Source organism: Nocardia sp. NPDC004340, assembly GCF_053602575.1.
Genome location: NZ_JBSGDW010000006.1, coordinates 214,310 through 239,232, shown reverse-complemented (window position 1 = coordinate 239,232; position 24,923 = coordinate 214,310). Strand labels below are relative to the sequence as shown.

The following is a 24,923-nucleotide window of genomic DNA, read 5'->3' as shown; positions in this document are numbered from 1 at the left end:
TCGGGCGGGGATGAACCTCAGGGGAGCCGATATGCGTTCGACATTCGCCACGGTGGGGGCGGCAGTCCTCATCGCGACATCCGCGGTTCTGATGACCGCGTGCAATGACAAGACGGGCACTCCGGTCCCGGTGACGTCGGTCAGCGCCGCGCCGCAGGGGGCCGGGCAGCCGGGCGCCACCAAGCCCGGTGGCGTCGACACCCGGGCGTTCCTGCGCAGCATCGGCAAGACCGGTTGGTACGAGGGCTTCGAAATCACCATCGACCAGGCCACCGTCACCGCCGACGGATTCGGCGGCGCGAAGATCCGCGTCGACATCACCTACAAGAACACCACCACCGCCAACAAGACGCTCGCCGTCGTGCCCGCCGTCCAGATCGGCGGCGCGATCGACGGCGGCGCCGGGTGGAACAGCCCCGAGGTCCCCGGAAAGGGTTCCGCCACCGGCGATATCACGGCTTCGGTGAAGTCGTACGACACCCCCGAGCACCTGCTCGACACCATCACCATCCTCTACGGCAGCGCCGCGGAGAATCAGACCAAGTTCCCGCTAAAGACCGACGCCAAGGTCGAGAGCGTCGCCCCGCGCACGCTGAACATCACCGGCAAGCTCACCCAGGATCAGACGACGGTCGAAATCACCGGCGCCACACTGACTCCCAGCTACACCAAGAACGAGGCCGGGAAGATGGAGCTGGCGCTGCGGGTCAAGTTCATCGGCGGCGCGGGCATCGCCGCGGGCGGCACCAACATCTCCTATACCGACTTCAGCGCCAAGACCCCGGCCGGGTCCACCGAGGTGGCCGACTTCCGCGGCGCCGTCATCGAACTGCTGGGCCGCAACCAGACGATCGACAAGGCCGGCAACGTCATCGTCTTCCTGGTCCCGTCGCCGGGCACCGGCCCGTACACCCTCTCCTTCGACGCCGCCAAGGGCGAGAAGCCGGCGGGCACCCTGAGCTTCACCGTCAGCTGAGCCGCCCGTCCTCATTGCTCCGCGGTAGCCGCGTGCGGGTAGTCGACTACCCGCACGCCACGGTGCGGAGTTCACCTCCCGGGTGGCCCTGCGTGCGCTCCATCGGCCGTTTTGCCTGGTTCGGGTAGTTCTGTACCCGTGAGACCTCGGATCCGAGCGATGAGAATCGGTCTTGTCGATTCGGGAAAGAGGCTCCGATGGCTACCACACAGAACGACCACAGCGGCGTGACAGTTCGAGTATCGATATCCGCCGCGGGGATCGACGACGAGCACATGGACCGGCAGACCCGCATGCTGCGGACGGAACTGGCCGCCATGGACGGCGTCGAATCGGCGGTCCTGGCGCGCGACACCGCCGGGGCCGCACCGGGTTCGAAGGTGGCCGACCCGGTCACCCTCGGCGCGATCGTGCTGGCCTTGAGCACCTCCGGCGGGGTGTTCACCACCCTGATCGAGACGGTGCACGACTGGCTGCGGCGCGATCCGGGCTCCCGCCGGGTGGCGGTCACCATCGACGGCGAGAGCATCGAAATCGATGCCGCCAGTGACGCCGAGCAGCACGCGCTGCTCGAGGCCTTCCTGCGACGACACGGCGCGGTGGCGGGGTGAGTTGTCATGGCCGGCCGATTCGCCCTGGTAGTGGCGACCTACACCTTCTCCGATCCCGGACTGCGGCAGCTGACCGCGCCCGCCCACGATGCCGAGGCGCTCGCCGAGGTGCTGGCCGATCCGGCCATCGGCGGGTTCGAGGTCACCACCCTGATCAACCAGCCGCATCACGTGGTCGGTGCGGCGGTCGGTGACTTCTTCACCGATCGCCGGCGCGACGACCTGACCCTGCTGTACTTCAGCGGCCACGGTCTCAAGGACGACGCGGGCAAGCTCTACCTCGCGATGACCGACACCCGCACCCTCAACCCGCTGTTCACCTCGGTGGCCGCGGATCAGGTCGACTACGCCATGACCGGCTGCCACTCCAATCACCAGGTGCTGATCCTGGACTGCTGCTACAGCGGCGCGTTCCCGGTCGGCGCCATCGCCAAGGCCGACGACCAGGTCCACGCCCTGGAGAGTTTCAGCGGCCGCGGCCGCACCGTGCTCACCGCCTCCGACGCCACCCAGTTCGCCTTCGAGGGCGACACCCCGCACGGCCAGGCCCCGCAATCGGTGTTCACCCGCCACCTGGTCACGGGCCTGCGCGACGGCGGCGCCGACCTCGACCAGGACGGCGACATCACCGTCGACGAGCTCTACAGCTACGTCCACGACCACGTCGTCGCCGAACGCCCCCGCCAGCGCCCCAAGAGGCAGGACAACGTCGAAGGCCGCACCATCCTGGCCCGCAACCGCAATTGGCAGGTGCCGCAACACATCCGCTCCGACCTCGACAGCCCCGCGGTCCGAGACCGCCGCAACGCCCTCGAGGACCTCGACCAGCTCTACCGCACCGGCGGCGCCATCGTCCGGACCCGAGTCCGCGACGCCGTCACCCACCTCGTGAACGACGACAGCCGCGCCATCGCCGCCGCGGCCGCCCACTGGCTCGACACCCACCCCACCGGCCCGGCAACGACGCCGCCCGGCAGCGGTGACTCGACACCCCCGAACCTCGAGTCCAACCCCGTCGATGAACCCCTCCCGGCAACGGCGCCGGAGCGCACCGATGATGCTGCGCAGCAACAGGAATCACCGACCCCGGACCCGGCCTCGGACCCGATACCGTCGCCGCTCCTGTCGGAGCACCAGACAATCGAAAACCCCGATGGCCGGCTCCGCCGCAGACTCCGCGATCGGAAATGGGCGGTACCGATGGCGGCCGCCGCCATGGCGGCGGCCTGCGTAGCCGTGGTGGGGGGCTGGTATCTCGCCCCGAACGGCGTTGCCGGGCATGCCATCGGCGACGAGAAGGCCCTGCGGGGTCCCGACATCGAATTGCTCGGGATGATCGGGTCGGCGGGCTACCACCGCGACACCTGCTTCCACATGGACCCGGACCCGGGCCAGACCGCGCAATTCGTCTGTAGAACCAACAAGGCGGCCGGAGTGCCCCTGGCGGTGTTCTTCCGGTTCGCCAATATCGACAAACTCACCGACTTCTACCAAACCAGCATGCGGATCAAGCACACCTACGGCTGCCCTGGCGCTCCGCCGGGACCGGATGCGCCCGTCTACGACAATCTCGACAGAGTTGTCGGCCGACGGACGTGTTACCTCGATACCACGACCGACACGGCCGCACCCGCGCTGATCGTGACCGATGAACCCGACCTCGCAATTGCCGAGTTCTTCTATCAGCCGGCCGACTGGACTTCGCCGGTCGCGGAACAAATGCGAAACTACAAGGCGGCTAGGGGTAATCGACAGTTCCTGGCAGCGGACGAGGCGAGGGACCCGGACCAGTTCACGGCCGCGGACAAAAACCTGCTGTCTCATCTCGGCAGTGCTTTCACCCGCTCGAACTGTCGGCACGAAGACCCATCGCAACCCGCGGACGCGCAAATCGGGTGTAGCACACCGGTCAGCTATCCGGGAGCCTCGTTCCTGGAATTTCCGACCGCTGCCGCCGCGAACGTGGTGTACCAGAATGTACTGAGCCTGAATGCGACTCATGCCTGTGATGGTCGGCCAGGGCAGGACAGTCCCCTGTTCCAGAAGAGCGTCATGGTCGGTCGGTTCACCTGTGCCGCGTCCCCCGGCGATGCGGTCCACCCCGACGATCACCACCCCTGTCTGATCTCGATCCTCGACGACCCGCACATCCTGCGCGAGTTCTGCGCCAGCTCCGCCGGAGCACCCGAGGTTTCGATCACCACCGAACCAGCGTTGCTCGCTTGGTTCCAGAAGGTGTACGGGTAACCCCTTCGGATCCCTCGCTCGACCTGATCTCCCTTCGAATTATTCGAAAACGAGCACAATGGGGTGAACGCGAGGAGGGCGAATGACCGAGACATTGGACGAGCGCACGCTGCTACCAGAACACCCGGATCAGATCGCCGAGTTGCGCCGATTTCTGGACTCGGTACCGGCCACGGTCGAAGCCGCCATTCTGAGGTCCGCCGATGGTGAGGTGGTCGCGTTGCCCGCAGAGGTTGTCGAGGCTCTGCGACTGGTGGCGCGGGCGCTGTCGGAGGGGAAGGCCGTCACTGTCGCGCCGCTCCACACCACCCTCACCACTCAGGAAGCCGCTGAGCTGCTCGGCATGAGCAGGCCGACCTTTGCGAAGTTGCTCGATTCGGGTGCGATCCCCTTCACGCGCCCCGGTCGCCATCGACGCGTCCGCCTCACCGACGTGCTCGCGTACCGCGAGTACCGACGAGCCGAGCGCTCGGCGGGTCTATCGGAGCTGACCAGGATCTCCGAGGACATGGGTCTTTACGAAGATATTCCACCGAATCCATTGAGACGGAACTGAATCGATGCGGCGGATACTCCTCGATATCTGTGTCCTGTAGCCCGCCGCAGGTAATTCGATCCGGGGTACCGGCGTTCGCCGCCGAAGTCCGGCGTCGGCTGAACTGAGAAGTCGGTGGCGGGCCCGGCTTGGTGCCATCGGCTAGTTCGGGTCAGGCCACGGGCGAAGCGACCGACGGCCCTCAGTCGAGCCCAGCCGCGAAGGCCCGCGCCGCAGCCAGATCCGCGGCGTCGGGCCGCCCCTTATGGATTCCCCCGACCAGCTTCAATGGCGCGAAGGTGTCGAACGCCCGCACCGAGAAGGTATCCACCACCTCGAACCCTTTCCGTCCGAGCAGGCGCGTCATCGGAGCCATGACGGCGGGAAATCCACTGGTGGCGAACACGAATGCGCGCCCCTGCCGCCCCTCGGGCAGTGAACGTGTGAATTCCCACAGCCGGGGATGGAAGGCCATGGAGAAGATTCCTGATCCGAACCCCACCAGGTCGTACTCCGCGAGGTCGGCGGGTGAAACCTCTTCGGGCTCAACGACCCGGGCTCCGAGGACTTCACCCATGGCCTCGGCCACTCGCCGCGTATTGCCGTGCGACACCGAAACGCACACGATCAGAGTCTTCATCACATCGCTCCCTGCTTCCCCGATGATTCCGGACATCCTTGTGGACACCGCCCGCGTGCCCGATCGTGACATCGAGTCGATGTGGTGGCCGTCACAGGGATGCGGTCGGCGCCGGTAGCATCAGCGGCTATGTCGGACGTTCCGAGGCCGGACCGGTGACCACGGCCGGGCGCGGGGATACGGGTTTCACCGGGTCGATTCCCGAGGTGTACGACTCGCTGCTGGTTCCGATGATCTTCGCGGAACCGGCTCGGCTGCTCGCGCGGACGGTGGCCGCCTCCGACGGGGTCGACGTGCTCGAAACCGCTGCCGGGACCGGCGTGCTGACCAGGGCGCTGGCACAGCTGGGGAGTCACCGCATCGTGGCGACCGATCTGAACGAACCCATGCTGGCGGCCGCCGCGGCGCGGCTGCCGTCCGAGCGGGTCCGATGGCAGGTGGCGGATGCCGCGGATCTGCCGTTCCCCGATTGCTCGTTCGATGTCGTGGTCTGTCAGTTCGGTGTGATGTTCCTACCCGACAAGGTGCGCGGTTACGCCGAGGCTCTGCGAGTGCTCCGCCCGGGCGGCATGTTCGCGTTCACCGTCTGGGATCGGATCGAGACGAGCGCGGTCACCCAGACCGTCACCGACGCCCTGTGCGCCGCAACACCGGACGAGCCGCTCGAGTTCCTCCGCCGAACCCCGCACGGCTACTTCGACTTCGACCGCATCCGAAGCGAACTCGAGGCGGCCGGGTTCGACCACATCAGCGGCGAGTACATCGACGGTTCGAGCCGTCAGACCGCGGAGACGGGTGCGGTGGCATTCTGCCAGGGCACCCCGCTGCGCGGCGAGATCGACCGTCACCCGACCCTGAATGTCGAGTCCGCGACCGCGATCGCCGCCGCGGCATTGCGAGACAGGTTCGGATCCGGCCAGTTCGACGCCCCGACCCGCTGGTTGCAATGGACGGCCACTCGCCCCCGATGGTCCAGCGCCGCGAGGACGATCACCCCGAGCGCCGCGACCACGTAGGCCATAGCCGACCACCCGCAGATCGATTCGAAAATGGTTGCGGCACTGCCGGACACGTTCCCATCCCCGGTGACCAAGGCCGCCAGCGGAACCAGGTGATCATCGGCCTGATCGGTGAAGTCCGGCAGGGTCAGCGCGAAGGCCAGCACCGCGAGATCAGCCACGCCGAGCGCGATGAGCGTGCGCGGCCGCAGTGAGGGTGCGAGCACCACACCCATCAGTCCCGCGAGCAGCAGAGGCGCGAGCACTACAGCCGCCGCCATACCGAAGGTCATGATGACGATGGCCGCCCACCAGCCGGGCGCGACCAGTCGCACCGCCAGCGCGCCGAGGACGACCGCGCATTGACTGGTGGCGAGCAGCACTCGCTTCATGACCAGGACCTCCGGATAGACGAATCAACCGACACCTCGATCCTGCTGATCGCGGGCGTAGCCGGGATGAGCCCTGCTACGCGCCCTCCTGAGTAGATCTGCCTAGTCGTGCGGGGCCGGGCCCTCACCGGGCGGCACGGACGGCGAGTGCGGCGGCGAGGGCGAGGGTGGCTCCTTCCGCGATGGCGGTGGTGCCTACGGCGTGGGCGGCGGCGGTGGGGCTGGTGGCGAGGGTGAGGAAGAGGGTGCCGAAGGTGGCGACGCCGATGACTACGCCGAGTTGGACGCAGGTGACGAGGATGCCGCTGGCGTCGGCGGCGAGGGTGACGGGGATCTTGCTGGTGGCGCGGGCCATGAGGGGACTGAAGGCGAGGCCGTAGCCGATGCCCATGACGGCCAGGATCGTCAGGTCGAGGGGGTTGACGGAGTGACCGTCGCGGAGGGACAGGGCCATGGCGATGGTTGTGGCGGCGGCGAGGAGCAGGCCGCCGGGGATCATCGCGCGGTGCAAGCGGGCGGGGATGCGGGTCCAGTTCAGGCTGACCAGGCCGAAGGTGATGCCGTTGGGGACGAACAGGAGTCCGGCGTGGACGGGGGAGTAGCCGAGGGTGGATTGCAGGTGGATGGTGAGGATGAAGACCCAGCCGCCGAAGGTGCACATGATCAGGAAGAGGGTGGCCGCGGCGGCGAGCAGGCCGGGGGCGCGGACCACGCGATCGGCGAAGAGCGGTTCCCCGCCGCGGCGGTGCACCCAGCGCTCCACCAGGGCGAAGGCGGCGAAGCCGAAGGCGGACGCGCCCAGCGCGATCCGGGTCCAGGCGGGCCACTGCTGTTCGTGGCCGAGCACGAGCGGCACCGACAGCGCGAGGACCGAGGCGGTGAGGACCGCCAGCCCGGGCAGATCGAGCCGGCGTTCACCGCGCGGGGTGGCGGCGGGCAGTACGCGCGGCGCGACCGCGAGCAGGGCGACCCCGATGGGGACGTTCACGAGAAACACTCCGCGCCAGCCGGTTCCGGCGATATCGCTGCTCACGATGACCCCGCCGAGGATCTGGCCCACGACCATGCCCCCGGAGATGACGGCCGCGTACACCGACAGCGCCCGAGCCCGCGTGTTCCCGGTGGCGGTGATCTGGATCAGGCTCATGACCTGCGGCACCATGGCCGCCGCCCCGACGCCTTGGAGGAAGCGGAACGCGATGAGCGAGGCCGGATTCCACGCCAGCCCGCAGATGAGGGAGGCGAGGGTGAACAGCGTGAGCCCCGCGACGAACATCCTCCGCTGCCCGAACCGATCACCGAGCCGTGCGCCGGTCACCAGCAGCACCGCGTAGGCGATGACGTATCCGGAGACGATGAGTTGCAGCCCGGAACCCGTGGCGTGCAAAGAGGTTCGGATCGACGGGATGGCGACGTTCACGATGGACGCGTCCAGGACCGCCATGAACTGGCCGAGCAGGATGACGGTGAGGACCGCGATCGGACGTCGAACGCCGCCGAGAGAAGGCGCAGTCGGCGGCGCGGCAGCCGCGGGTGGGGTGTGGGTGAGGCTCTGAGACATGAGATTCAGCCTGCGCCGCGACCGATCCCACTGACAGGAGTCCGCTTATACGGGTACTGGCACCACCTGGATACCCCTAGCGAAAACCGCCACCATGGAGGAATGGTGTCAGCAGCGGGATACAACGTCCTCGTCGAGCGGACCGCCGGAGCGGTTGCGCGCGCCGGTGATCCGCGGTCGGTGCGCAAGGTCCGGCGGGGGGAGTTGTCGACGTTCCTGAAGTCGCGGCGGGCTCGGATTCGGCCGGAGGATGTGGGGTTGCCGGTGGGGGTGCGGCGGCGCACGCCCGGTTTGCGGCGTGAGGAGGTGGCGCAGCTGGCCGGGGTGGGGATCACCTGGTACACCTGGCTCGAACAGGGCCGGGACATCAATTGCAGTGTGCAGGTGCTGGATGCGATCGCCCGGGCGTTGTGCCTGGACGGGGCGGAGCACGCGCACCTGTACCGGTTGGCGAATGTGCCGACGGCGCCGGCCATGGTGGTCGAGGAGCCGGTGCCCGAGGAGGTGCAGACCATTCTCGATCACCTGTATCCGCTGCCGGCCACCCTGTTCAGCTCCAAATACGATGTGCTGGCCCACAATGCGGCGTACGCGGCGATGTTTCCACTGTTCGTGATCGGCAACCGCAATGCGCTGCGCAAGGTCTTCCTGGCCGACGAGTGCTGCACCCCGTACCCGGCGGACTCGGAGCCGGATCACCTGGCCCGCATGGTCGGCTACCTGCGGGCCGCGTACGCCCGCAATCTGGGTGACCCGGAATGGACGGAGTTCATCGACGGCATGGTGGCCGACAGCCCGCAATTCGCGGAACTGTGGGCCCGCAATGATGTCGCGCTCCCGATCGGCCGCACCCGGGTCGTCCGCAATCTGGCGGTCGGCATGCTGGATATGTACATGACCAGCATGTCCCTGCCGTCGATCGCGGGCGCGTGGATGCAGGTCTGGACTCCGTCCACGCCGGAGGCCTGGGACCAGCTGCACGCCCTGCTCGCCATGACCGCCGAGGAATACCGCCGCCCGTGGGCCGAGCACGTCGAGCAGGTGCACGGCCGCACTCTGGCCTGACCCGCCACCCGGCGTGGATGTCGCACGCGAGTCGCGTTCGGTCGCTTAGTCTGCGCTGATGACCGAGGCGTCGGGTGAAGTCACCGTCGGGCAGGCGACCGGGCGGGGAACCGTACTGGCGTGGGGATTCTGGGACTGGGCGGGCGCGTCGTTCAACGCGGTCATCCTGACCTTCGTGTTCTCGGTGTACCTGACCGACAAGGTGGGTGCGGATCTGCCGGGCGGGATCTCGGCCAGCGCCTGGCTGGGGTGGGCGCTGGGCGCGGCGGGCCTGGTGGTCGCGCTCACCGCGCCGGTGGCGGGCCAGTGGTTCGACGCCACCGCGAGACGCAAACTGGCCCTGGGCATTCTGACCTCGGTGACGGTGCTGCTGATGGCGGCCATGTTCTTCGTGAAGGACGACTACCACTACCTCTGGGTCGGTCTGGTGCTGCTGGCTGTGGGCTCGGCGTCGTTCGAGCTGTCGCACGTCCCGTATTTCGCCATGCTGCGGCAGGTGTCCACGCCCGCGAACGTCGGCCGGGTGTCCGGATTCGGCTGGTCCATGGGCTATTTCGGCGGCATCATCCTGCTGCTGATCAGCTATGTCGGGTTCATCGCCGGCAAGGGCGACAATCGCGGCCTGCTCGGCGTCCCGATCGAGGACGGTCTGAACATCCGCTTGGTCGCGGTGCTGGCGGCGGTGTGGTTCGCCGGTTTCGCAGTGCCGCTGTTCCTGTTCGTCCCGGAGGTGCCGCGCACCGACGCGGATCCCGGTGCGGCGGTACGCGGCCGGGCGTTCCTGTCGTCGTACCGGGTGCTGTTCCGGGATGTGCGGGAGCTCTGGCGCACCGATCGCCGCACGGTGGGTTTCCTGTTGGCGAGCGCCATCTTCCGGGATGGCTTGGCTGGCGTGTTCACCTTCGGCGCGATCCTGGCGGTGAAGGTGTACGGCATCGCCGATGCCGACGTGCTGCTGTTCGGCATCGCCGCGAATGTGGTTGCGGCGCTGGGCGCGCTGGTCGGCGGCCGGTTCGACGACCGCACCGGCCCGAAGGCGGTGATCGTCGCCTCGCTGCTGGGCATGATCGTGTGCGGCGCGTTCCTGCTGGTGTTGTCGGGTCCGCTGATGTTCTGGATCTTCGGCCTGCTGCTGACCGTATTCGTCGGTCCCGCACAGGCTTCGGCCCGTTCGTTCCTGGCCCGGGTGTCCCCGCCGGGGCGCGAGGGGCAGATGTTCGGTCTCTACGCGACCACGGGTCGCGCCGTATCCTTCCTCGCCCCAACCCTTTTCGGATTCTTCGTGTGGGCGTTCGACGCCGAGCGCGCGGGCATCGTCGGACTGCTACTGGTGTTGATCGTCGGCCTCATGCTGTTGCTGCCGGTACGCGGGGATGACCTGCACGACAAGTGAATTCGCCGTAACGGTCCGGTCTCAGGGTCGCCAGGCGCCCATGCCGAGCGCGATGAGCCGCACCTGGAGCACGGCGCGGTCGACGGTGCGCGCGCTCTCGCGGGGTTCGGCCATCAGGTAGTCGGCGATCCGGTCGGCGACGGTGGACACGATGAGGTCGGCCGCCAGTTCGAGATCGTCGGGCGACCAGTCGTCGAGGGCCCGCACCCGGGACAGGTCGACCACCAGTTCCCGTTCGATGAGTTGCATCTCGACCGAGATGGCCCCGCGCAGGGGCGCCGAGCCGCCGTGCCGTTCGCGAATCAGGAAGCCCCACAGATCGCGCTTGCCGTCGACCTGTTCGAAAACGAATCGTACGGTGTGGGCGAGCGTCGGATTGGGGGTGCGCCGCATTTCGCGCAGCGCCAGCCGCAATTGCCGCACGCCTTCCTCGACCAGTGTGGTGCCGAGTTCGTCGAGCGAGGCGAAATGCCGGTAGAAGGCGGTGGGCACGATGCCGGCCGAGCGGGCGATCTCACGCAGGGAGAGCGCGGCGAAACCGCGGTCGGCGGCCAGGGCGAGGGTGCCGTCGAGCAGGGCCGTGCGGGTGCGTTCCTTGCGCTCGACTCGGGTAGCTGCCTGCTCGCTCATCTCGATGAGCATACATGCGTTCACATTCGTTCCATTCGAGAGATGTCGTGTGGGTCACACGAACTGCCGGTTGAACTGGAGTGGCTTCACCGGGCACACTATCTCAGTGTACAGATGTGCACCGAAATGGCGTCGAAGTCAGCGTGGACTGCGACGCCGGCTCGGACAGCGCGTCGAACGTGGAGAGGCGTCGCTGAGCCCGGCGACGCGACAGGAGGCTCACATGGTCGGACTACTCGACCTGGTGCAGAAGACAATGACCACCCCGCACCCGCTGGATCGTTACCTCGAGCTGGTGCGCCCGACCCTGACCCGGCGCTCGATGCGCGCGGAGATCACCCATGTGCGGCGCAGCGCGGTCGGTTCGGTCACTCTCACCCTCAAGCCCGCCCGGCAGTGGACCGGGCACGTGGCGGGGCAATACGTGCAGATCGGCGTCGTGATCGACGGCGTGCGCCACACCCGCTGCTATTCCCCGGTCAATGCCGACGGACGTCGGGACCGGCACATCGAACTCACCGTCAAAGCCCACCCTCAGGGGCTGGTCTCGAACTACCTGCACGACAACGCGATCCCGGGCATGGTGGTGGATCTGGAGCCCGCCGCGGGCGTGTTCCATCTGCCCGCCACCCGCCCGGAGGCGGTCGTGCTGATCAGCGGCGGCAGCGGCATCACCCCGGTGCTGTCCATGCTGCGCACCCTCGCCAACGAGGGCTACCGCGGCCGGATCCTGTTCCTGCATTACAACCGTTCTCCGGAATTCGTCCCGCACCGCGAGGAGCTGGAGGCGATCGCCATGCAGCACGGCAATGTGCGGGTCGAGTTCCGCTACCCGGAGACCCAGCGTCACGCCAATTTCGGCTACGACGAGCTGGAGGCGCTGGCGCCCTGGTTCCCGACCGCGCAGACCTACCTGTGCGGCCCGCCCGGCCTGATGAACGCCGTGCGCACCGTCTACGAGGCCGAACAGCTCGGCCCGCGCCTGCACAGTGAGGAGTTCACCCTCACCACGGCGGTCGTCGACCCGTCCGACGCCGAGGGCAAGGTGACCTTCTCCGGCAGCGGTGTGGTCGCCGAGAACACCGGTGAAACCCTGCTCGAACAGGCCGAAGCCGCGGGCCTGAACCCGGAGTACGGGTGCCGCATGGGCATCTGCTTCTCCTGCACCGCCGTCAAGCGCAGCGGCTGCACCCGCAATCTGCGCACCGGGGAGCTCGACAGCGACCCGGATCAGCCCATCCAGATCTGCATCAACGCCCCCGTCGGGGACGTCGACCTCGCTCTGTGAACGGAGAGATCATGGCGATTCTTACCGAAACCCCCGAGGGCCCGCTGGTCCTCAGCGTCGAACAGGTCGAGGAGATCGGCCGCGAACTCGACGCGCTGCGCGCCCGCGTCACCGCCGACCTGGGCGAGCGCGACCGCGACTACATCTACAAGGTGATCAAGGCCCAGCGCGGCTTCGAGATCGCCGGCCGCGGCCTGCTCTACCTGGGCTTCCTGCCCCCGTTCTGGCTGGCGGGCGTGGCCGCGCTGAGCGTGTCGAAGATCCTCGACAATATGGAGATCGGCCACAACGTCATGCACGGCCAGTGGGACTGGATGCGTGAGCCGACCCTGAATTCCCGTGTCTTCGAATGGGATACGGTGTGCCCCGCCGACCAATGGCGGCACTCGCACAACTACATGCACCACACCTACACCAATATCCACGACATGGACCGCGACATCGGTTACGGCATCCTGCGGATCGACGAGGGCCAGAAGTGGAACCCCTACTACCTGGGGAATCCGGCCTACGCGTTCGCGCTCATGGTGCTGTTCGAGTGGGGCGTGATGCTGCACGACCTCGAGGTCGAGAACATCCTGACCGGCAAGCGCAAGTGGTCGGATGTGAAGGCCCTGCTCCAGGGGCAGGGGCGTAAGGCCGGTCGGCAGGTCCTCAAGGACTACGTGGTGTTCCCGGCGCTGACCGGTCCGCTGTTCCTGTCCACGCTGGCGGCCAACTTCACCGCCAATATCGTGCGCAACCTGTGGACGTTCTCCATCATCTTCTGCGGGCACTTCCCCTCCGGCGTACAGACGTTCACCAAGGATGAGACCGCCGAGGAGACCCAGGGCGAGTGGTACGTGCGCCAGATGCTGGGTTCGGCGAACATCAAGGGCTCCAAGCTGTTCCATGTGATGTCGGGCAACCTGTCGCATCAGATCGAGCACCACCTGTTCCCGGACATTCCGGCCAACCGCTACCCGGAAATGGCGCCCGAGGTGCGGGCGCTGTGCGAAAAGCACGGTCTGCCGTACAACACCGGCCGCTTCTCGAAGCAGATCGGTTCGGTGTGGGCGAAACTCTTCAAGCTGGCGCTGCCGCCGTTCCTGGTCAAGAATTCAGGGCAGGCCGGTGTTATCGTGATGCGCCGGGGGCAGGCGAGTGAGGTGGGCGTATAGATGATTTCCAAATTCGAGAGCAACAAGGATCTGATCCAGGAATTGACGTCGTCGGGAGCACGGCACGTCGGCAATATCGCATCGATCATCACCGGCACGGTCGCCGAGGTGACCCGGGAGATCGGTGACTGGATCACCGACGCCATCGAGATGCGTGAAGCCGCGGCCGCCGCCGAGAAGGACGCCGCCGCGCAGCGCGCCGCGGACCTGTCCGACGACCTCGACGACGATCTCGACGAGGCCCCGGAACAGCCACGCGCACAGGAGGATTCGGCGACCAAGCCGGTTCCGAGCGAGCGTGTGACGCAGTCGGACGTCATCGACGCCGAGGTCGTCGACCCCCGCTAGCCGGGGTTTCTACCAGGTGGGGAGTCGCCGCCGGTGCTGGGCGACTTCCGTGATCAGATCCCGATAGCCGTCGGCGAGCTCGGCCAGCCGGTACCACTGCAGGTGGGCCTCGGTGTCCACCCCGCGGTGGGGCCGGTCCTCGCTCACCCGGTGCGCCTTGGCGCGGCGCCGGGCTCGTCCGTCGGTGGCTTTCGGAACGCCGTTGGCCGGGGCCGGAGGCCCACCGTTGCCCAGGGCCTGTTGTGCGGCAACCCATTTCGCGGCCATGCGGTCGATGACGGCGCCGAGGGTCTCGGTGTGCAGGGAGGCCCCGGCACGGTGCGGGATATTGATCGCGACCCAGTCGTCGATGCGGGAGACCAACTCGGCGCGGCGGGTGTCGATCCGGTCGATGTGGTGGGCGCTGGCGGCGACATCGTCGGGGGTGGCGTCGGCGGCGTGGGCGGAGTCCAGGGCGCGTTGCCGGCGTTCGTGGCATCGCACCAGCTCATGGGCCGATTCCAGGACGTCGCGGTCGCGGCGGGCGGTGTCTATCGGTTCTCGGAAGGCACGCAGGAGCGTGTCCGGCGAGGGAAGTTCGGCGCCGAAACCCGCTCCCGTGTAGTCGATTGACATGTTTCCCACCCTCGGCCGCGCATGCGTGTGGATACGCCAGGGCCGAGGGGGATTCGGGGAGGGGCTCCCCTCGGCTCCGGCGCAGCCCCGCACCCGGAACGCAACAGCCCACCACCAGCGACACGGTGAAGTAACCGGGAAATCCGCGACGATGCGATGAGAAGACTGTCCGATAATGCGGGACATATTCAGGAAAGCGCGATAGTCGGAGGGGCGCAACCATCCGGCGCGTGATCGGCGAAGCTGCCTGAAAATCGTTATACAGCATTACAAGACGGTCACATGGGCGCTGCGGTTGAAGGCTGATCGACACCTGCGCGGGCGGTGTGTGGGACGGCTCCGGGGGTGCTTCGCCGCCGGGTCGAGGTTGTCCGGGGCCGGTTCGGTTACCGAAGCTTATGAATAGCTATCTTTGCGGCGCGCCGAGGGTGCGACGCGCCGAAGTCGGTTAGCCTCGATATTCATGCCCGCCTATGCCTCTTCGCCGGAGCTGCGGTTCGGTTTCATGTTCGCGCTGGAAGATCCGGAGCGAATTGCCGAAGTCGTCCGGAACCTGATCGTTCGCCGAACGGTGTCGGTGTTCCGGCTCGCGCATCTGTCCGACGACAACGGACCGCCCGATCGGTTTGTCGTGAACTGGTCCGCCCTGCCGCAGATCGCCATCACGACCGCCGCGCCGGAGCCGGACGAATTGCATTCCAGCGGAACGATGCTGGTCAACGCGTTTCTCGGCGAGGATGGTGAGATCAGCCTCTACTCGGCGGGTGTCGCACCGCCGCAGTAGGAACTGGACGGTCCTCTCTCTGTGATGGGTGACACAGGCCGTCTCAGCTACCTCTCAGCGATAGGCAAGGTTCGCCTAAGTCTCCCTCGGCAGTGTGGGTCCCGTCGCCGGCCGGAAATCCCGGACGGCGGCGACAACAGTAGAGAGGCTGAAAAATGATCCCGGTTATCATCAACACTGGTTCCGCTGCTCTGAACGGCGTTCTGGACACCGGCAGCGCCGCCCTGGGTGGTCTGCTGAACACGCTGTGGACGGGTTCGTTCGGCCGTTAATTCGCATTTCCGCGAAGGGTTTTCGGGCAATCGCCCCGGGTGCGTTCGCACCCGGGGCGATTTTTGTTCCGGTCCCGCGGCCGGTTCAGCCGGCCAGCGCCGGGGCGCGGCGCGTTTGCAGGATCTGCTCCAGCAGCGCCACCAGCACCAGCTTCACCGACTCCCGATCGCGGGCGTCGCAGTCCATGAGGTGGATGGCGGGGGACAGGTCCAGCGCCTCGCGGACCTCGCTCAGCTCGAAGCGTGATCCGGACTCGAATCGGTTGACCGCCACCACGAACGGCGTCCCACGCTGTTCGAAGAAGTCCAGCACCGGGTAGCAGTCCTCGACTCGGCCGGTGTCGACCAGCACGATGCCGCCCAGCGCACCGTCGAGCAGATCGTCCCAGAGGAATTCGAAGCGCTCCTGGCCGGGCGTGCCGAACAGGTAGAGCACCAGGCCGGCGTCGAGGGTGATGCGCCCGAAGTCCAGCGCGACCGTGGTGGTGGTCTTGCCGGTGGCCAGGCCCGGATCATCCAGTCCCACAGACACTTCGGTCATGGCGGCCTCGGTGGACAGCGGTTCGATCTCGGAGATCGCCCCGATGAAGGTGGTCTTCCCGACCCCGAATCCGCCGCTGGTCACCACCTTCACCGAGGAGGCCAGCGGCAGCGGATCGCCGGATATATCAGAGGTTCCGAACAAGGTCCCGGATCCTTTCCAGAGCAGCGGTGGAGAGTTCGTCGGTGCGTCCCACCGACACGTGCCCGGCCGACACCAGATCACTGACCAGCACGCGCGCCACCCCGATCGGTACCCGTAGGGCCGCACCGATTTCGGCGATGGAATGCGGGCGCTGGCACAGTCGGGCCACCCGTTCGAGTTCGAAGCGTAGCGGTGCGGACAATGCCGCCGGGGTGGCGCGTACCAAGGCCTCGATGCGCAGCCCGTCGACCACGGGGGTGGTGCGTCCGGAGGTGATCATGAAGGGCCGAACCACCGGTTCGTCGGAGTCGTGAAATCCTGTCGGCCGGGCGCCGGGCGCGGGCGCGGTCGCGCCGGACCAGCCGCTGGGGCGGGTCGGTGCGATCATGCGCGCGTCCGGCAGCCGATGCGAATCATTCATCGGCTCAACGATTCTCGCAGTTCACTGATCAGCGCCGGGGTGAGCAGCGCGCCGGCCCGGTCGGCCAGCACCGCCATCTGGTAGCCGACCAGCCCGACATCGGCGTTGTGGTCGGCGATGACGCCGATGCAGCTGCCGTTGGCCATGGCCGACACCAGCAGGAACCCGCGTCCCATCTCGATCATGACCAGCCGCAGGCCGTCGAAATCGTAACTGCGGGAAGCGCTTCGGCCCAGGCTGGTGAGACCGGAGACGATGGCGGCCAGCCGGTCGGCGCCATTGCGGTCCAAGCCCTGGGACATGGCCATGAGTAGCCCGTCGGAGGACACCGCCACGGCGTCACGGACGCCGTCGGTGGTGCGCACGAAATCCGCCAGCAGCCAGTTGAAGGTGTGCGGATCGGTATCGGTGTAATGGGTGGTCACCCGGTGTCCTCCTATGCTCGCGTTCCGGGTCGGGGCGGTTCGCCGCCCTGCCCGCGCTGATGCCCGGATCGGAATCCGGCCAATATGCTGCGTATCTCGTCGGGTGAACGGTCCGCGACCGGCGTCGGGGTTGGCCGCCCGGCTGCCGGTTGAGCACCACCCGGAGTGGCGCCCGTGTGCCCGCGAGTCTTCCGGTTGCGCTTGACGAGACCGTTTCGCGTACGTTGCACCTCCGGGACGGCTCCCGAAACGTCCGGCCCCGCCGCCGGTGAGCCCGGCGAAACCGGCTCCACGGCAGCGGTCTTCGGCGCGGCGGCCGCGGTGCCGCCGCCCGTCGTCCCGGCGGGCTTGACGGCGGTTGCCGAAACCGTGCCGGGGTTCTCGGTCGCGGCCGTCGTGCCCGCGGGGGCGGTTGCCTGCGGAACGCCGGGTGCGACAGCCGATCCGGATGTCGTGATCGGCGGTGCCGGAACAGGCGGCAGCGCGGCGGGATCGGTGGCCGGGCCGGTCGGCGCGGGCCGTGAGACCGTGGGCGTCGGCGTCGGGGCCTGCTGATCCTTGTCCGGCAGCGGAACGAGCTTGATCGTGGTGGGGCGCACCGGCGAACCATTGCCGCCGGTGGGTTCGCTCGGGGCCGCGGAGCCCATGTCGCCGATGATCTCGGTGAGGGCCGCGAACGCGGCGGCCGTGTCGTAGACGGGGTCGGTGGCGGCGGGGGCCGGGGGCTCCGACTCGTCCACCGGTGTCTCGGCGGGGGCAGCCGGTGTCACCGCAGGCGTGGAGCTGTGACGACCGGGCTTGGACTCCGGCATGGTGTCCACCACGGTCGGAAGCTGCGCTCCCGCCGCGTGTTTCGAGTCCTGCGGCGCGGCGGGCCGGCCGGCGGTGGGGTCGCCGAGCAGCTCGGTCGGCAGCAGCATGCGGGCCACCACACCGCTGGTCGGCGACACCGTGAGCTCGACCTCGACGCCGAGCCGCCGCGCCAGCCGGCCCACCACGTAGTGCCCGAGGAACCGGGTGGGCGCGACCAGGAAGTCGGCCTCGCCGCGCAGCCGGGCATTGGCGGTGGCGAGCTGGTCGGGCGGCATGCCGACGCCGTGGTCGACGACCGCGATCATGTACCGCGACCCCAGGCGGCGGCCGTAGATCTCCACCTCGAGGTCGGGCGGGGAGAACGACAGCCCGTTCTCGATGAGTTCGGCGAGCATGTGCGCGACCTCGCTGACGTGCGCGCCCGCGATGGCGGTGTCGTCCACCCGGCGCAGCACCACCCGCCGGTAGTCGTCGACCTCGGACAGTCCGGCCCGGATGACGTCGGTCAGCGGGATGGGCTTGGACCAGCGGCGCGGGCTGGATTCGCCGACCAGCACCAGCAGGCTCTCGGCATTGCGGCGCATGCGGGTGGCCAGGTGGTCGAGTTCGAAGAGGTTGGACAGCGCGTTGGGGTCGAGTTCCTCGCGCTCGAACTCGCTGATCAGGCCGAGCTGGCGGCGCACCAGGTTCTGATTGCGCCGGGCCAGGTTGGCCATGGATTCGGTGGAATTGCGGCGCAGCCGGGCCTGGGCGGAGGCGAGTTCGTAGGCGGTGGTCTGCACCCGGTCCAGGGCGGTGGCCACGGACGCGATCTCGGCGCCGGCGCTCTCGTCGGCGCGGACCGGTTCGGGCGGTTCCGGGTCGGCGTCGTCGGAGTTCTGCCAGGCCTCGATGAGCTGCGGCAGTCGCCGCCCGGCCACCACGTCGGCTTCCTCGGCGAGGTCGGCGAGCGGACGCACGATGGCGCGCACGGTGGCCACCACCAGCCACACCTGGGCGGCGATGGCGAGCGCGGCGGCCAGCAGGTACAGCGCGAGCACCACGGTGGCGTCGCGGCGCAGGTCGCTCGCCCGGCCGGTGATCTCGCCGCCGATGCTGCGCTGCACGGTGCGTTCGCCGTCGATGACCGAGCTCATCTCGCGCCACCAGTCGGCCGGGTTCACCGGTTCGGTGAGGGGGCCGCGGGTGGAGGCGATGGCGACGGCCTCGGCGGTGTTCACCCGGATGGACTCGTCGGTCTGCATGGCGGCGTACAGCTTCGACCGCTGCGCGGGGGTGGCGTCGCGTTCGAATCCGGTGATGGCGGCCTGCTTGGCGGCGCGGATGTCGAGGAACTTCACGTACTCGCCGGGGCCGAACTCGCCCGCGGCGAAGACGCCCGCGAGGAAGCCGCGCTCCTGGGCGGTGAACTCCTTGACGTCGCCGAGGTCGTGCAGCGATTGCAGGCCCCGCCACAGCTGCGGGTCGGGCGCGTGGTCGAAGCCCGGCCGCGCCTGGTTCAGCGCGGCGATGGCATTGGTGTAGAAGGTGAACGACGCGGCGCGGTCGATGCGCCCGGCGTCGACGTCGGACCGGTTGACGGTGACGCCGGAGAACTGGGACAGCCCCGAGCGGACCTGATCGGCGCCCGGCGGCTGATCGCTCAGGGTCTGATTCAGTTGCTGCAGTGCGGTATCGGTGGCCAGGCGCTGGTTGCCGATGGCGGGCCGGGCCGCGGCGTCGCCGCCGAGCATGCCGTTGGTGAGGCCGCGTTCGCGCTGGATCTCGTGCACCAGGTCCTGGACGTCCAGGGCGAGGCGCACCGCCCGAGCGGTCTCGCCGGTGTCGCGGAAACTGTTGACCTGGTGGGTGATGATGACGGCCAGCAGGGCCAGCACCAGCGCGACGGAGAAGATCAGGATGCGGCGCAGGCGCGCCGCGATGGTGCGCGGCCGGATCAATTCCCGTGGCGGCGTGAGCTTCGCGTTACCCGGCGGCAACATTCTTGCCGAACCCACCTTCACTCCGTCTCCCGATTATCAGCTGGCGTGCCGACCCGGGCCGAGCACATGGAGAATAGTCAGCAACGTCGCACACCCGACCCTGGTCCGCAATTCGAACGACGCCGATGTGGTGTGCGGAACTCGCCGTCGCGCGCGCTATTACGAATCTGGTCACAATGTGTGAGAAGCAGATGTGATCTTCGCGTCGCAGGGGAAACAATGGGGTGAACAACGGCTCACCGCTGTTCGCGCGGTGGTCGCCAGGTGTGCGCCGCCGCTCGAGAGGAGTGACGGCCATGCAGCCAAGTCCTGTTTATCCGGTTCGTGTACGGGGGGATCTCGATCCCGTGGTCTCCCGCTGGCTGTGGATAGTCAAGTGGATACTTGCTATTCCACACCTGATCGTCCTGCTCTTTCTGAGCATCGCCTATCTCGCGGTCAGTATCGTCGCCTTCTTCGCCATCCTCATTACCGAGCAGTATCCGAGAGTGCTGTTCGATTTCAATGTCGGCGTGCTGCGCTGGAGTTGGCGGGTGCGTTTCTATGCCCTCTCGCAGCTGGGCACCGATAAATACCCACCGTTCAGTTTGGAACCCGATCCGGCATATCCGGCGGACCTGGAGGTCGACTATCCCGAGCGGTTCAGCCGCGGCTTGGTCCTGATCAAATGGTGGCTGCTCGCAATTCCGCAGTATCTGATCGTGGCGGCGCTGGTGTACGGCGGCCGGAACTCGTTCGCGCCCATGGCGATTCTCGTGTTGGTCGCCGTGATCGCGCTGCTGTTCACCGGCGTCTACCCACAGGGCCTGTACGACTTCCTGATGGGCATCAACCGCTGGTCGTTGCGGGTGCGCGCCTACGCCTCGCTCATGACCGACGTCTACCCGCCGTTCCGGCTCGATCAGGGTGCGAGGGAGCCCGACGCCGCGGCCTCGTAGAGCCGCCGCACCACGTCCTCGATATCGGGTTCCTCGATGGACAGGTCGCGGACCTCGGCGCGCGCCGACACGGCCGCGAGCAACTGCGCGGCGGTGGTGGTCTCGGTATCGAAGGCCAGCCGCTGCCGCATGCCCGCGCCCGCGCTGTCGAGCAGTTTCGCCCCGGGCAGGTCGTCGAGGTCCGCGGTCGGCTCGGCGAGGTCGACGGTGAGCACGCGTTGCGCGCCGACGGTCGCGCCGAGCCCGGCCAGGGTGCCGTCGTAGATCAGCCGCCCGTGATCGACGACCAGCACCCGCTCGCACAGCCGCTCGATATCGCCCATGTCGTGGGTGGTGAGCAGCAGGGTGGTGCCGCGCTGGGTGCGCTCGTGCCGCAGGAATTCGCGTAATCGCTGCTTGGACAACACGTCCAGGCCGATGGTCGGCTCGTCGAGGATGACCAGTTCCGGCGAATGCAGCAGCGCCGCCGCGACTTCCGCGCGCATGCGCTGCCCCAGCGACAGCTGTCGCACCGGGGTGTCGAGGGTGCCGCCCATCTCCAGCTGCGTGATGAGCTCGGCGGTGCGGGCCCGCGCGGCGGCCGGTTCGAGCCGGTGGATGGCCGCCAGGATCGAGAACGATTCGCGCAGCGGCAGATCCCACCACAGCTGTGAACGCTGTCCGAACACCACCCCGATCCGTGAGGCCAGTTCGCGGCGCTGCCGCACCGGGTCCAGGCCACAGGTCCGCAACCGTCCGGCCGAGGGCACCAGGATGCCGGTGATCATCTTGATGGTGGTGGACTTGCCCGCGCCGTTCGCGCCGATATATCCGACCGCCGCGCCGGGCTCCACCCGGAAGCTCATGTCGTCCACCGCGGTCAGCACCTCGCGCCGCCGTCGCCGGCGGCCCTCCTTCTTGCTGACCGTGAAAGTCCGTGTCAGGCCCTCGATCTCGATGATGGCCCGCTCGCCGGTCCGGGTCCCGCTCATCCGCCGCCTCCTTGATAGTGCCTGGTCCCGAGCCGCCACAGGAACAGCGCCACCGCCCACACCCAGGCCGCCGCCACCGGGGCCGCCCACGCCAGCCAGCCCGGCAGCGGCGCGGGCCCGGGCAATCCGAGCAACGCGATGGCGGGCAGATAGGAGGTGAAGGCGACCGGAATCAGAAATCCGAACACGAGTTTCATCGGGGTGGGAAACACCGAGGTCGGTTGCATCGAGGCGTAGGAGCCGCCGTAGGTGAAGGAATTCGTCAGCTCCGCACCGTCGATCAGAAAGAACTGCACCCCGGCCGCGCACACGAAAAGCCCGGCGAAGATGGCGATTCCGGCGGCCACGGTGACCACGAACAGCACCAGATGCGCTGCGGACCAGTCGATGTCGTTGCGCACCAGGCCGAACGCGAGCACGGTAGCGGCCACCGCGATGCGCGCCAGCCGCCGCAATTGCACATCACTGGTCATGAGCTGGAGCAGCAGCGGTTGCGGCCGCAGGTAGTACGCGTCGAGGGTGCCCATCCGGATATAGGTGGGCAGCGTGTCGGCGTGCCCGACCACCATGTCGGCGATGGCGAAACAGGTATTGCTCATGCCGAACAGCAGCAGCATGCCGTTCAGATCGAGCCCGCCCAGTTGCCGCACATTATGGAAGACCACCCACATTTCGGCGAATTCCATCAGTCCGATCAGGAAGGCGCTCAGCACATCCGTGGCGAAGGACAGCGGGTACGCGCGTTGTGCGCGCAGCCGGGATCCGAGGACCGCGCGGTAGGGCGCCAGACGTGAGGGGATCGCCTCACCCACCCTGCACCTCCAGCTTGCGGCGTCCGGCCCGCAGCAGCAGTTGCCCGAGCCCGACCAGAACCACCAACCAGAAGCATTGCACGGCAAGGATTTCCACCGCAGCCCACCCGGTGGTGCGGCCGGACAGCAGATCGACCGGCCATTGCAGCATGGACGGGAACGGGGTGGAGTAGGCGACGGCGCGCAGCCAGCCCGGGAACAGGTGGACCGGCGCGAACAGTCCGGCCAGGAAGGTCCCGCAGATCATGTGCAGGGACCGCAGTCCGCGCGTCTCGATGAGCCAGAACCCGGCCAGGCTGACCGCGAACATGGACAGGAACGACAGGACCATGGCCAGCAGCAGGCTGATCGCGCCCAGCGCGTAGGGGCCGGGCGTGGCAGGGAAGGCGAGTCCGAAGGTGAGCGCCCCGGCCAGGATGCTGGGCAGCCCGCGCGGCAGCAGTGAGAACCCCGCGCGGCCCAGGTATTCCGCGAGGTGCGCGAACTGGATGTCGACTGGTCGCAGGAAGTCGACGGCGACGTCGCCGGTGCGGATGCGTTCCACGATGTCGGGCAGCATCCAGAAGGCGATGGCCCCCAGCAGTCCCTGGGAGAGCCAGATGTAGGCACCGATGGTGCCGCGGTCGTAGCCGCCGAAGCCATTGTTCTCGCGGACGGCCGTCATCAGTACGGCCGCGCGGACGAAGCCGAACACGAGATTGGTGAGCAGGCCCGCCGCCATCGCCAGCCGATAGTGCGATTGTCTGCGAAACCCTGCTTTGACCAGCTGCCAGTAGACCCCCACGTCGCCGCGCACAAGGGTGTGACCCTACGGATGCGGCCGGTGTCCCGCAACGAGTTATGCTGTGTGCCGGTCTGTTGCGGTGTGCGTCACGTGGTCATAGGCAGCGGGTATGGCCGCCCGATTCGAAAGAAAATGATTTCGCTTCGGCGCCCATGTGATAGAAACAACAGCGTTTCACTTAGTTGCGACGCTAGGAACCACACGATGACCATTGCAGAGACGACCGTTTTCGAGGCGCTCGAATCCAATGTGCGTGGCTACTGCCGTTCCTGGCCGACCGTTTTCGACACCGCCCGCGGCGCGTGGCTGACCGACGAGAACGGCAAGGAGTTCCTGGACTTCTTCGCCGGCGCCGGCACCCTCAACTACGGTCACAACAATCCGGTCTTCAAGAAGGCCCTGGTCGACTACATCATGGCCGACGGCATCACCCATGCCCTGGACATGTCCACCGTCGCCAAGCGCCGCCTGCTCGAGACCATGCGCGATCTGGTGTTCACCCCGCGCGGCCTCGACTACAAGGTCCAGTTCCCCGGCCCGACCGGCGCCAATGCCGTGGAGGCCGCGCTCAAGCTGGCCCGCAAGGTCACCGGTCGCACCACCGTCCTGAACTTCACCAACGCCTTCCACGGCATGACGCTCGGCGCGCTGTCGGTCACCGGCAACGCCGCCAAGCGCGCCGCCGCGGGCGTCCCCCTGGTGCACACCACGCCGATGCCCTTCGACGGCTATCTGGATGAGCCCGAGGACTTCTCGTGGATGCGCCGCGCGCTCGACGACACCTCGTCGGGACTCGACAAGCCCGCCGCCGTCATCGTCGAGACCGTGCAGGGCGAGGGCGGGGTCAATGTGGCCCGCGCCGAATGGCTGCGCACCCTGTCCGAATTGTGCTCGGCCCGCGGCATTCTGCTCATCGTCGACGACGTGCAGATGGGCTGCGGCCGCACCGGCCCGTTCTTCTCCTTCGAGATCGCCGGCATCACCCCCGACATCGTCGCGGTGTCCAAGTCCATCAGCGGCTACGGCCTGCCCATGGCGCTGGTGCTCATGCGCCGGGAACTGGACCAGTGGGCGCCCGGTGAACACAACGGCACCTTCCGTGGCCACAACACCGCCTTCGTGACCGCCGAGGTCGCGCTGCGCGAGTACTGGTCCGACGACGCCCTCGAGCAGTCCACCCTGGCCAAGGGCGCCCGCATCCACGACCAGCTGGTCACCCTCACCGAGTCCTTCGGCGGCATCACCACCCGCGGCCGCGGTCTGGTCCACGGCCTGGTCTTCGAGGACGCCTCGCAGGCCGAGAAGGTCTGCCAGGTCGCCTTCGAACTCGGCCTGCTGGTCGAGACCTCCGGAGCCACCGAGCAGGTCGTGAAGCTGCTCCCGCCCTTGACCGTCAGCGATGACGAGATCACCCACGGCCTGGGCATTCTCGCCCGCGCCGTGGAGATCGTCCGCGACGGCCACTAAGACGTCGGCCACCGCCCACACCGGTGCCGACCCGGTGCCGGGTTCCCAGCTGCGGAGGGAACCCGGCACCACCCCTTTTTCCTTGACCCGCAGCATCTGACGCACAGCTC

Annotated in this window: 24 protein-coding genes; 13 read left to right on the top strand and 11 right to left on the bottom strand. The window is 67.8% G+C overall.

Annotated elements, in window-relative coordinates:
• The first annotated feature begins 31 nt into the window (after window positions 1-31).
• The 4 genes from ACWEOI_RS25055 to ACWEOI_RS25040 all read left to right on the top strand — a co-directional run bounded on the left by ACWEOI_RS25055 (window position 32) and on the right by ACWEOI_RS25040 (window position 4,390).
• Complete coding sequence (locus ACWEOI_RS25055; RefSeq protein ID WP_452361189.1) at window positions 32-976, top strand: hypothetical protein; 945 nt, start codon at window positions 32-34, stop codon at window positions 974-976.
• 197 nt (window positions 977-1,173) lie between these two features.
• Window positions 1,174-1,587 carry an effector-associated constant component EACC1 gene (locus ACWEOI_RS25050; protein ID WP_452361188.1) on the top strand — a complete coding sequence of 138 codons (414 nt, stop codon included), beginning with the start codon at window positions 1,174-1,176 and terminating at the stop codon, window positions 1,585-1,587.
• 6 nt (window positions 1,588-1,593) lie between these two features.
• On the top strand, window positions 1,594-3,834 hold the full coding sequence (locus ACWEOI_RS25045; RefSeq protein ID WP_452361187.1) for a caspase family protein: 2,241 nt from the start codon (window positions 1,594-1,596) through the stop codon (window positions 3,832-3,834).
• Between the two features lie 82 nt (window positions 3,835-3,916).
• Window positions 3,917-4,390, top strand: a complete 474-nt coding sequence (locus ACWEOI_RS25040; RefSeq protein WP_452361186.1) for an excisionase family DNA-binding protein — start codon at window positions 3,917-3,919, stop codon at window positions 4,388-4,390.
• 181 nt (window positions 4,391-4,571) lie between these two features.
• Here ACWEOI_RS25040 and ACWEOI_RS25035 read toward each other — a convergent pair whose 3' ends face one another.
• Entirely contained in the window at window positions 4,572-5,009 is a 438-nt protein-coding gene (locus ACWEOI_RS25035) for a flavodoxin family protein (protein ID WP_452361185.1), read from the bottom strand.
• 155 nt (window positions 5,010-5,164) lie between these two features.
• On the opposite strand from ACWEOI_RS25035, the gene ACWEOI_RS25030 reads away from it, so the two are divergent.
• Window positions 5,165-6,025, top strand: coding sequence for a class I SAM-dependent methyltransferase (locus ACWEOI_RS25030; RefSeq protein ID WP_452361184.1), 861 nt, complete (start codon window positions 5,165-5,167; stop codon window positions 6,023-6,025).
• Window positions 6,026-6,523: 498 nt separating this feature from the next.
• On the opposite strand, the gene ACWEOI_RS25025 is transcribed toward ACWEOI_RS25030, so the two are convergent.
• On the bottom strand, window positions 6,524-7,960 hold the full coding sequence (locus tag ACWEOI_RS25025) for an MFS transporter (RefSeq protein ID WP_452361183.1): 1,437 nt from the start codon (window positions 7,958-7,960) through the stop codon (window positions 6,524-6,526).
• A gap of 102 nt (window positions 7,961-8,062) precedes the next feature.
• On the opposite strand from ACWEOI_RS25025, the gene ACWEOI_RS25020 reads away from it, so the two are divergent.
• Window positions 8,063-9,025 (top strand): helix-turn-helix transcriptional regulator, encoded by a 963-nt coding sequence (locus tag ACWEOI_RS25020; protein ID WP_452361182.1) that lies wholly within the window; start codon window positions 8,063-8,065, stop codon window positions 9,023-9,025.
• Window positions 9,026-9,083: 58 nt separating this feature from the next.
• The gene (locus ACWEOI_RS25015) at window positions 9,084-10,418 is read left to right on the top strand and encodes an MFS transporter (protein ID WP_357090405.1); all 1,335 of its coding nucleotides are present in this window, start codon (window positions 9,084-9,086) and stop codon (window positions 10,416-10,418) included.
• Window positions 10,419-10,439: 21 nt separating this feature from the next.
• On the opposite strand, the gene ACWEOI_RS25010 is transcribed toward ACWEOI_RS25015, so the two are convergent.
• Window positions 10,440-11,048, bottom strand: a complete 609-nt coding sequence (locus ACWEOI_RS25010) for a TetR family transcriptional regulator (RefSeq protein WP_433671579.1) — start codon at window positions 11,046-11,048, stop codon at window positions 10,440-10,442.
• Window positions 11,049-11,271: 223 nt separating this feature from the next.
• Between ACWEOI_RS25010 and ACWEOI_RS25005 the strand changes: the two genes are divergently transcribed.
• The 3 genes from ACWEOI_RS25005 to ACWEOI_RS24995 are packed head-to-tail and all read left to right on the top strand — an operon-like array spanning window position 11,272 to window position 13,844.
• Window positions 11,272-12,336 carry an FAD-binding oxidoreductase gene (locus ACWEOI_RS25005; RefSeq protein WP_433671580.1) on the top strand — a complete coding sequence of 355 codons (1,065 nt, stop codon included), beginning with the start codon at window positions 11,272-11,274 and terminating at the stop codon, window positions 12,334-12,336.
• An 11-nt stretch (window positions 12,337-12,347) separates the two neighbouring features.
• Window positions 12,348-13,496, top strand: coding sequence for a fatty acid desaturase (locus ACWEOI_RS25000; RefSeq protein ID WP_433671581.1), 1,149 nt, complete (start codon window positions 12,348-12,350; stop codon window positions 13,494-13,496).
• Window positions 13,497-13,844 (top strand): hypothetical protein, encoded by a 348-nt coding sequence (locus tag ACWEOI_RS24995; RefSeq protein WP_452361181.1) that lies wholly within the window; start codon window positions 13,497-13,499, stop codon window positions 13,842-13,844. It abuts the gene before it with no gap.
• Between the two features lie 9 nt (window positions 13,845-13,853).
• Here the strand turns inward: ACWEOI_RS24995 and ACWEOI_RS24990 are convergent, their stop codons facing one another.
• Window positions 13,854-14,459 carry a DUF4254 domain-containing protein gene (locus ACWEOI_RS24990; RefSeq protein ID WP_404204666.1) on the bottom strand — a complete coding sequence of 202 codons (606 nt, stop codon included), beginning with the start codon at window positions 14,457-14,459 and terminating at the stop codon, window positions 13,854-13,856.
• A gap of 463 nt (window positions 14,460-14,922) precedes the next feature.
• Here ACWEOI_RS24990 and ACWEOI_RS24985 point away from each other — a divergent pair, with 463 nt between their 5' ends.
• Entirely contained in the window at window positions 14,923-15,243 is a 321-nt protein-coding gene (locus ACWEOI_RS24985; protein WP_433671583.1) for a hypothetical protein, read from the top strand.
• Window positions 15,244-15,600: 357 nt separating this feature from the next.
• Here the strand turns inward: ACWEOI_RS24985 and ACWEOI_RS24980 are convergent, their stop codons facing one another.
• From ACWEOI_RS24980 to ACWEOI_RS24965, 4 genes are read right to left on the bottom strand one after another with little or no spacing between them, the layout of a single operon-like run.
• Window positions 15,601-16,161, bottom strand: coding sequence for a GTP-binding protein (locus ACWEOI_RS24980; RefSeq protein ID WP_379270903.1), 561 nt, complete (start codon window positions 16,159-16,161; stop codon window positions 15,601-15,603).
• 22 nt (window positions 16,162-16,183) lie between these two features.
• Complete coding sequence (locus ACWEOI_RS24975) at window positions 16,184-16,621, bottom strand: DUF742 domain-containing protein (RefSeq protein ID WP_452361180.1); 438 nt, start codon at window positions 16,619-16,621, stop codon at window positions 16,184-16,186.
• Entirely contained in the window at window positions 16,618-17,046 is a 429-nt protein-coding gene (locus ACWEOI_RS24970; RefSeq protein ID WP_357090392.1) for a roadblock/LC7 domain-containing protein, read from the bottom strand. Before ACWEOI_RS24970 ends, ACWEOI_RS24975 begins: the two co-directional genes overlap by 4 nt.
• Window positions 17,047-17,057: 11 nt before the next feature.
• Window positions 17,058-19,856: a nitrate- and nitrite sensing domain-containing protein gene (locus ACWEOI_RS24965; protein ID WP_452361179.1), complete on the bottom strand. Its 2,799-nt coding sequence runs from the start codon at window positions 19,854-19,856 to the stop codon at window positions 17,058-17,060.
• A gap of 281 nt (window positions 19,857-20,137) precedes the next feature.
• Here ACWEOI_RS24965 and ACWEOI_RS24960 point away from each other — a divergent pair, with 281 nt between their 5' ends.
• Window positions 20,138-20,779, top strand: coding sequence for a DUF4389 domain-containing protein (locus ACWEOI_RS24960; RefSeq protein ID WP_452361233.1), 642 nt, complete (start codon window positions 20,138-20,140; stop codon window positions 20,777-20,779).
• On the opposite strand, the gene ACWEOI_RS24955 is transcribed toward ACWEOI_RS24960, so the two are convergent.
• Genes ACWEOI_RS24955 through ACWEOI_RS24945 form a run of 3 tightly spaced genes read right to left on the bottom strand, consistent with a single transcriptional unit; the run spans window position 20,743 to window position 23,358 of the window.
• A complete protein-coding gene (locus ACWEOI_RS24955; RefSeq protein ID WP_452361178.1) occupies window positions 20,743-21,750 on the bottom strand; it encodes an ABC transporter ATP-binding protein in 1,008 nt (335 codons plus the stop codon). The genes ACWEOI_RS24960 and ACWEOI_RS24955 overlap by 37 nt on opposite strands.
• Window positions 21,747-22,562 carry an ABC transporter permease gene (locus ACWEOI_RS24950; RefSeq protein ID WP_452361177.1) on the bottom strand — a complete coding sequence of 272 codons (816 nt, stop codon included), beginning with the start codon at window positions 22,560-22,562 and terminating at the stop codon, window positions 21,747-21,749. The genes ACWEOI_RS24955 and ACWEOI_RS24950 overlap by 4 nt, the downstream gene beginning before the upstream one ends.
• The gene (locus tag ACWEOI_RS24945) at window positions 22,555-23,358 is read right to left on the bottom strand and encodes an ABC transporter permease (RefSeq protein ID WP_452361176.1); all 804 of its coding nucleotides are present in this window, start codon (window positions 23,356-23,358) and stop codon (window positions 22,555-22,557) included. The genes ACWEOI_RS24950 and ACWEOI_RS24945 overlap by 8 nt, the downstream gene beginning before the upstream one ends.
• 192 nt (window positions 23,359-23,550) lie before the next feature.
• On the opposite strand from ACWEOI_RS24945, the gene ectB reads away from it, so the two are divergent.
• Complete coding sequence (gene ectB, locus ACWEOI_RS24940; RefSeq protein WP_452361175.1) at window positions 23,551-24,813, top strand: diaminobutyrate--2-oxoglutarate transaminase; 1,263 nt, start codon at window positions 23,551-23,553, stop codon at window positions 24,811-24,813.
• The last annotated feature ends 110 nt before the right edge of the window (window positions 24,814-24,923 follow it).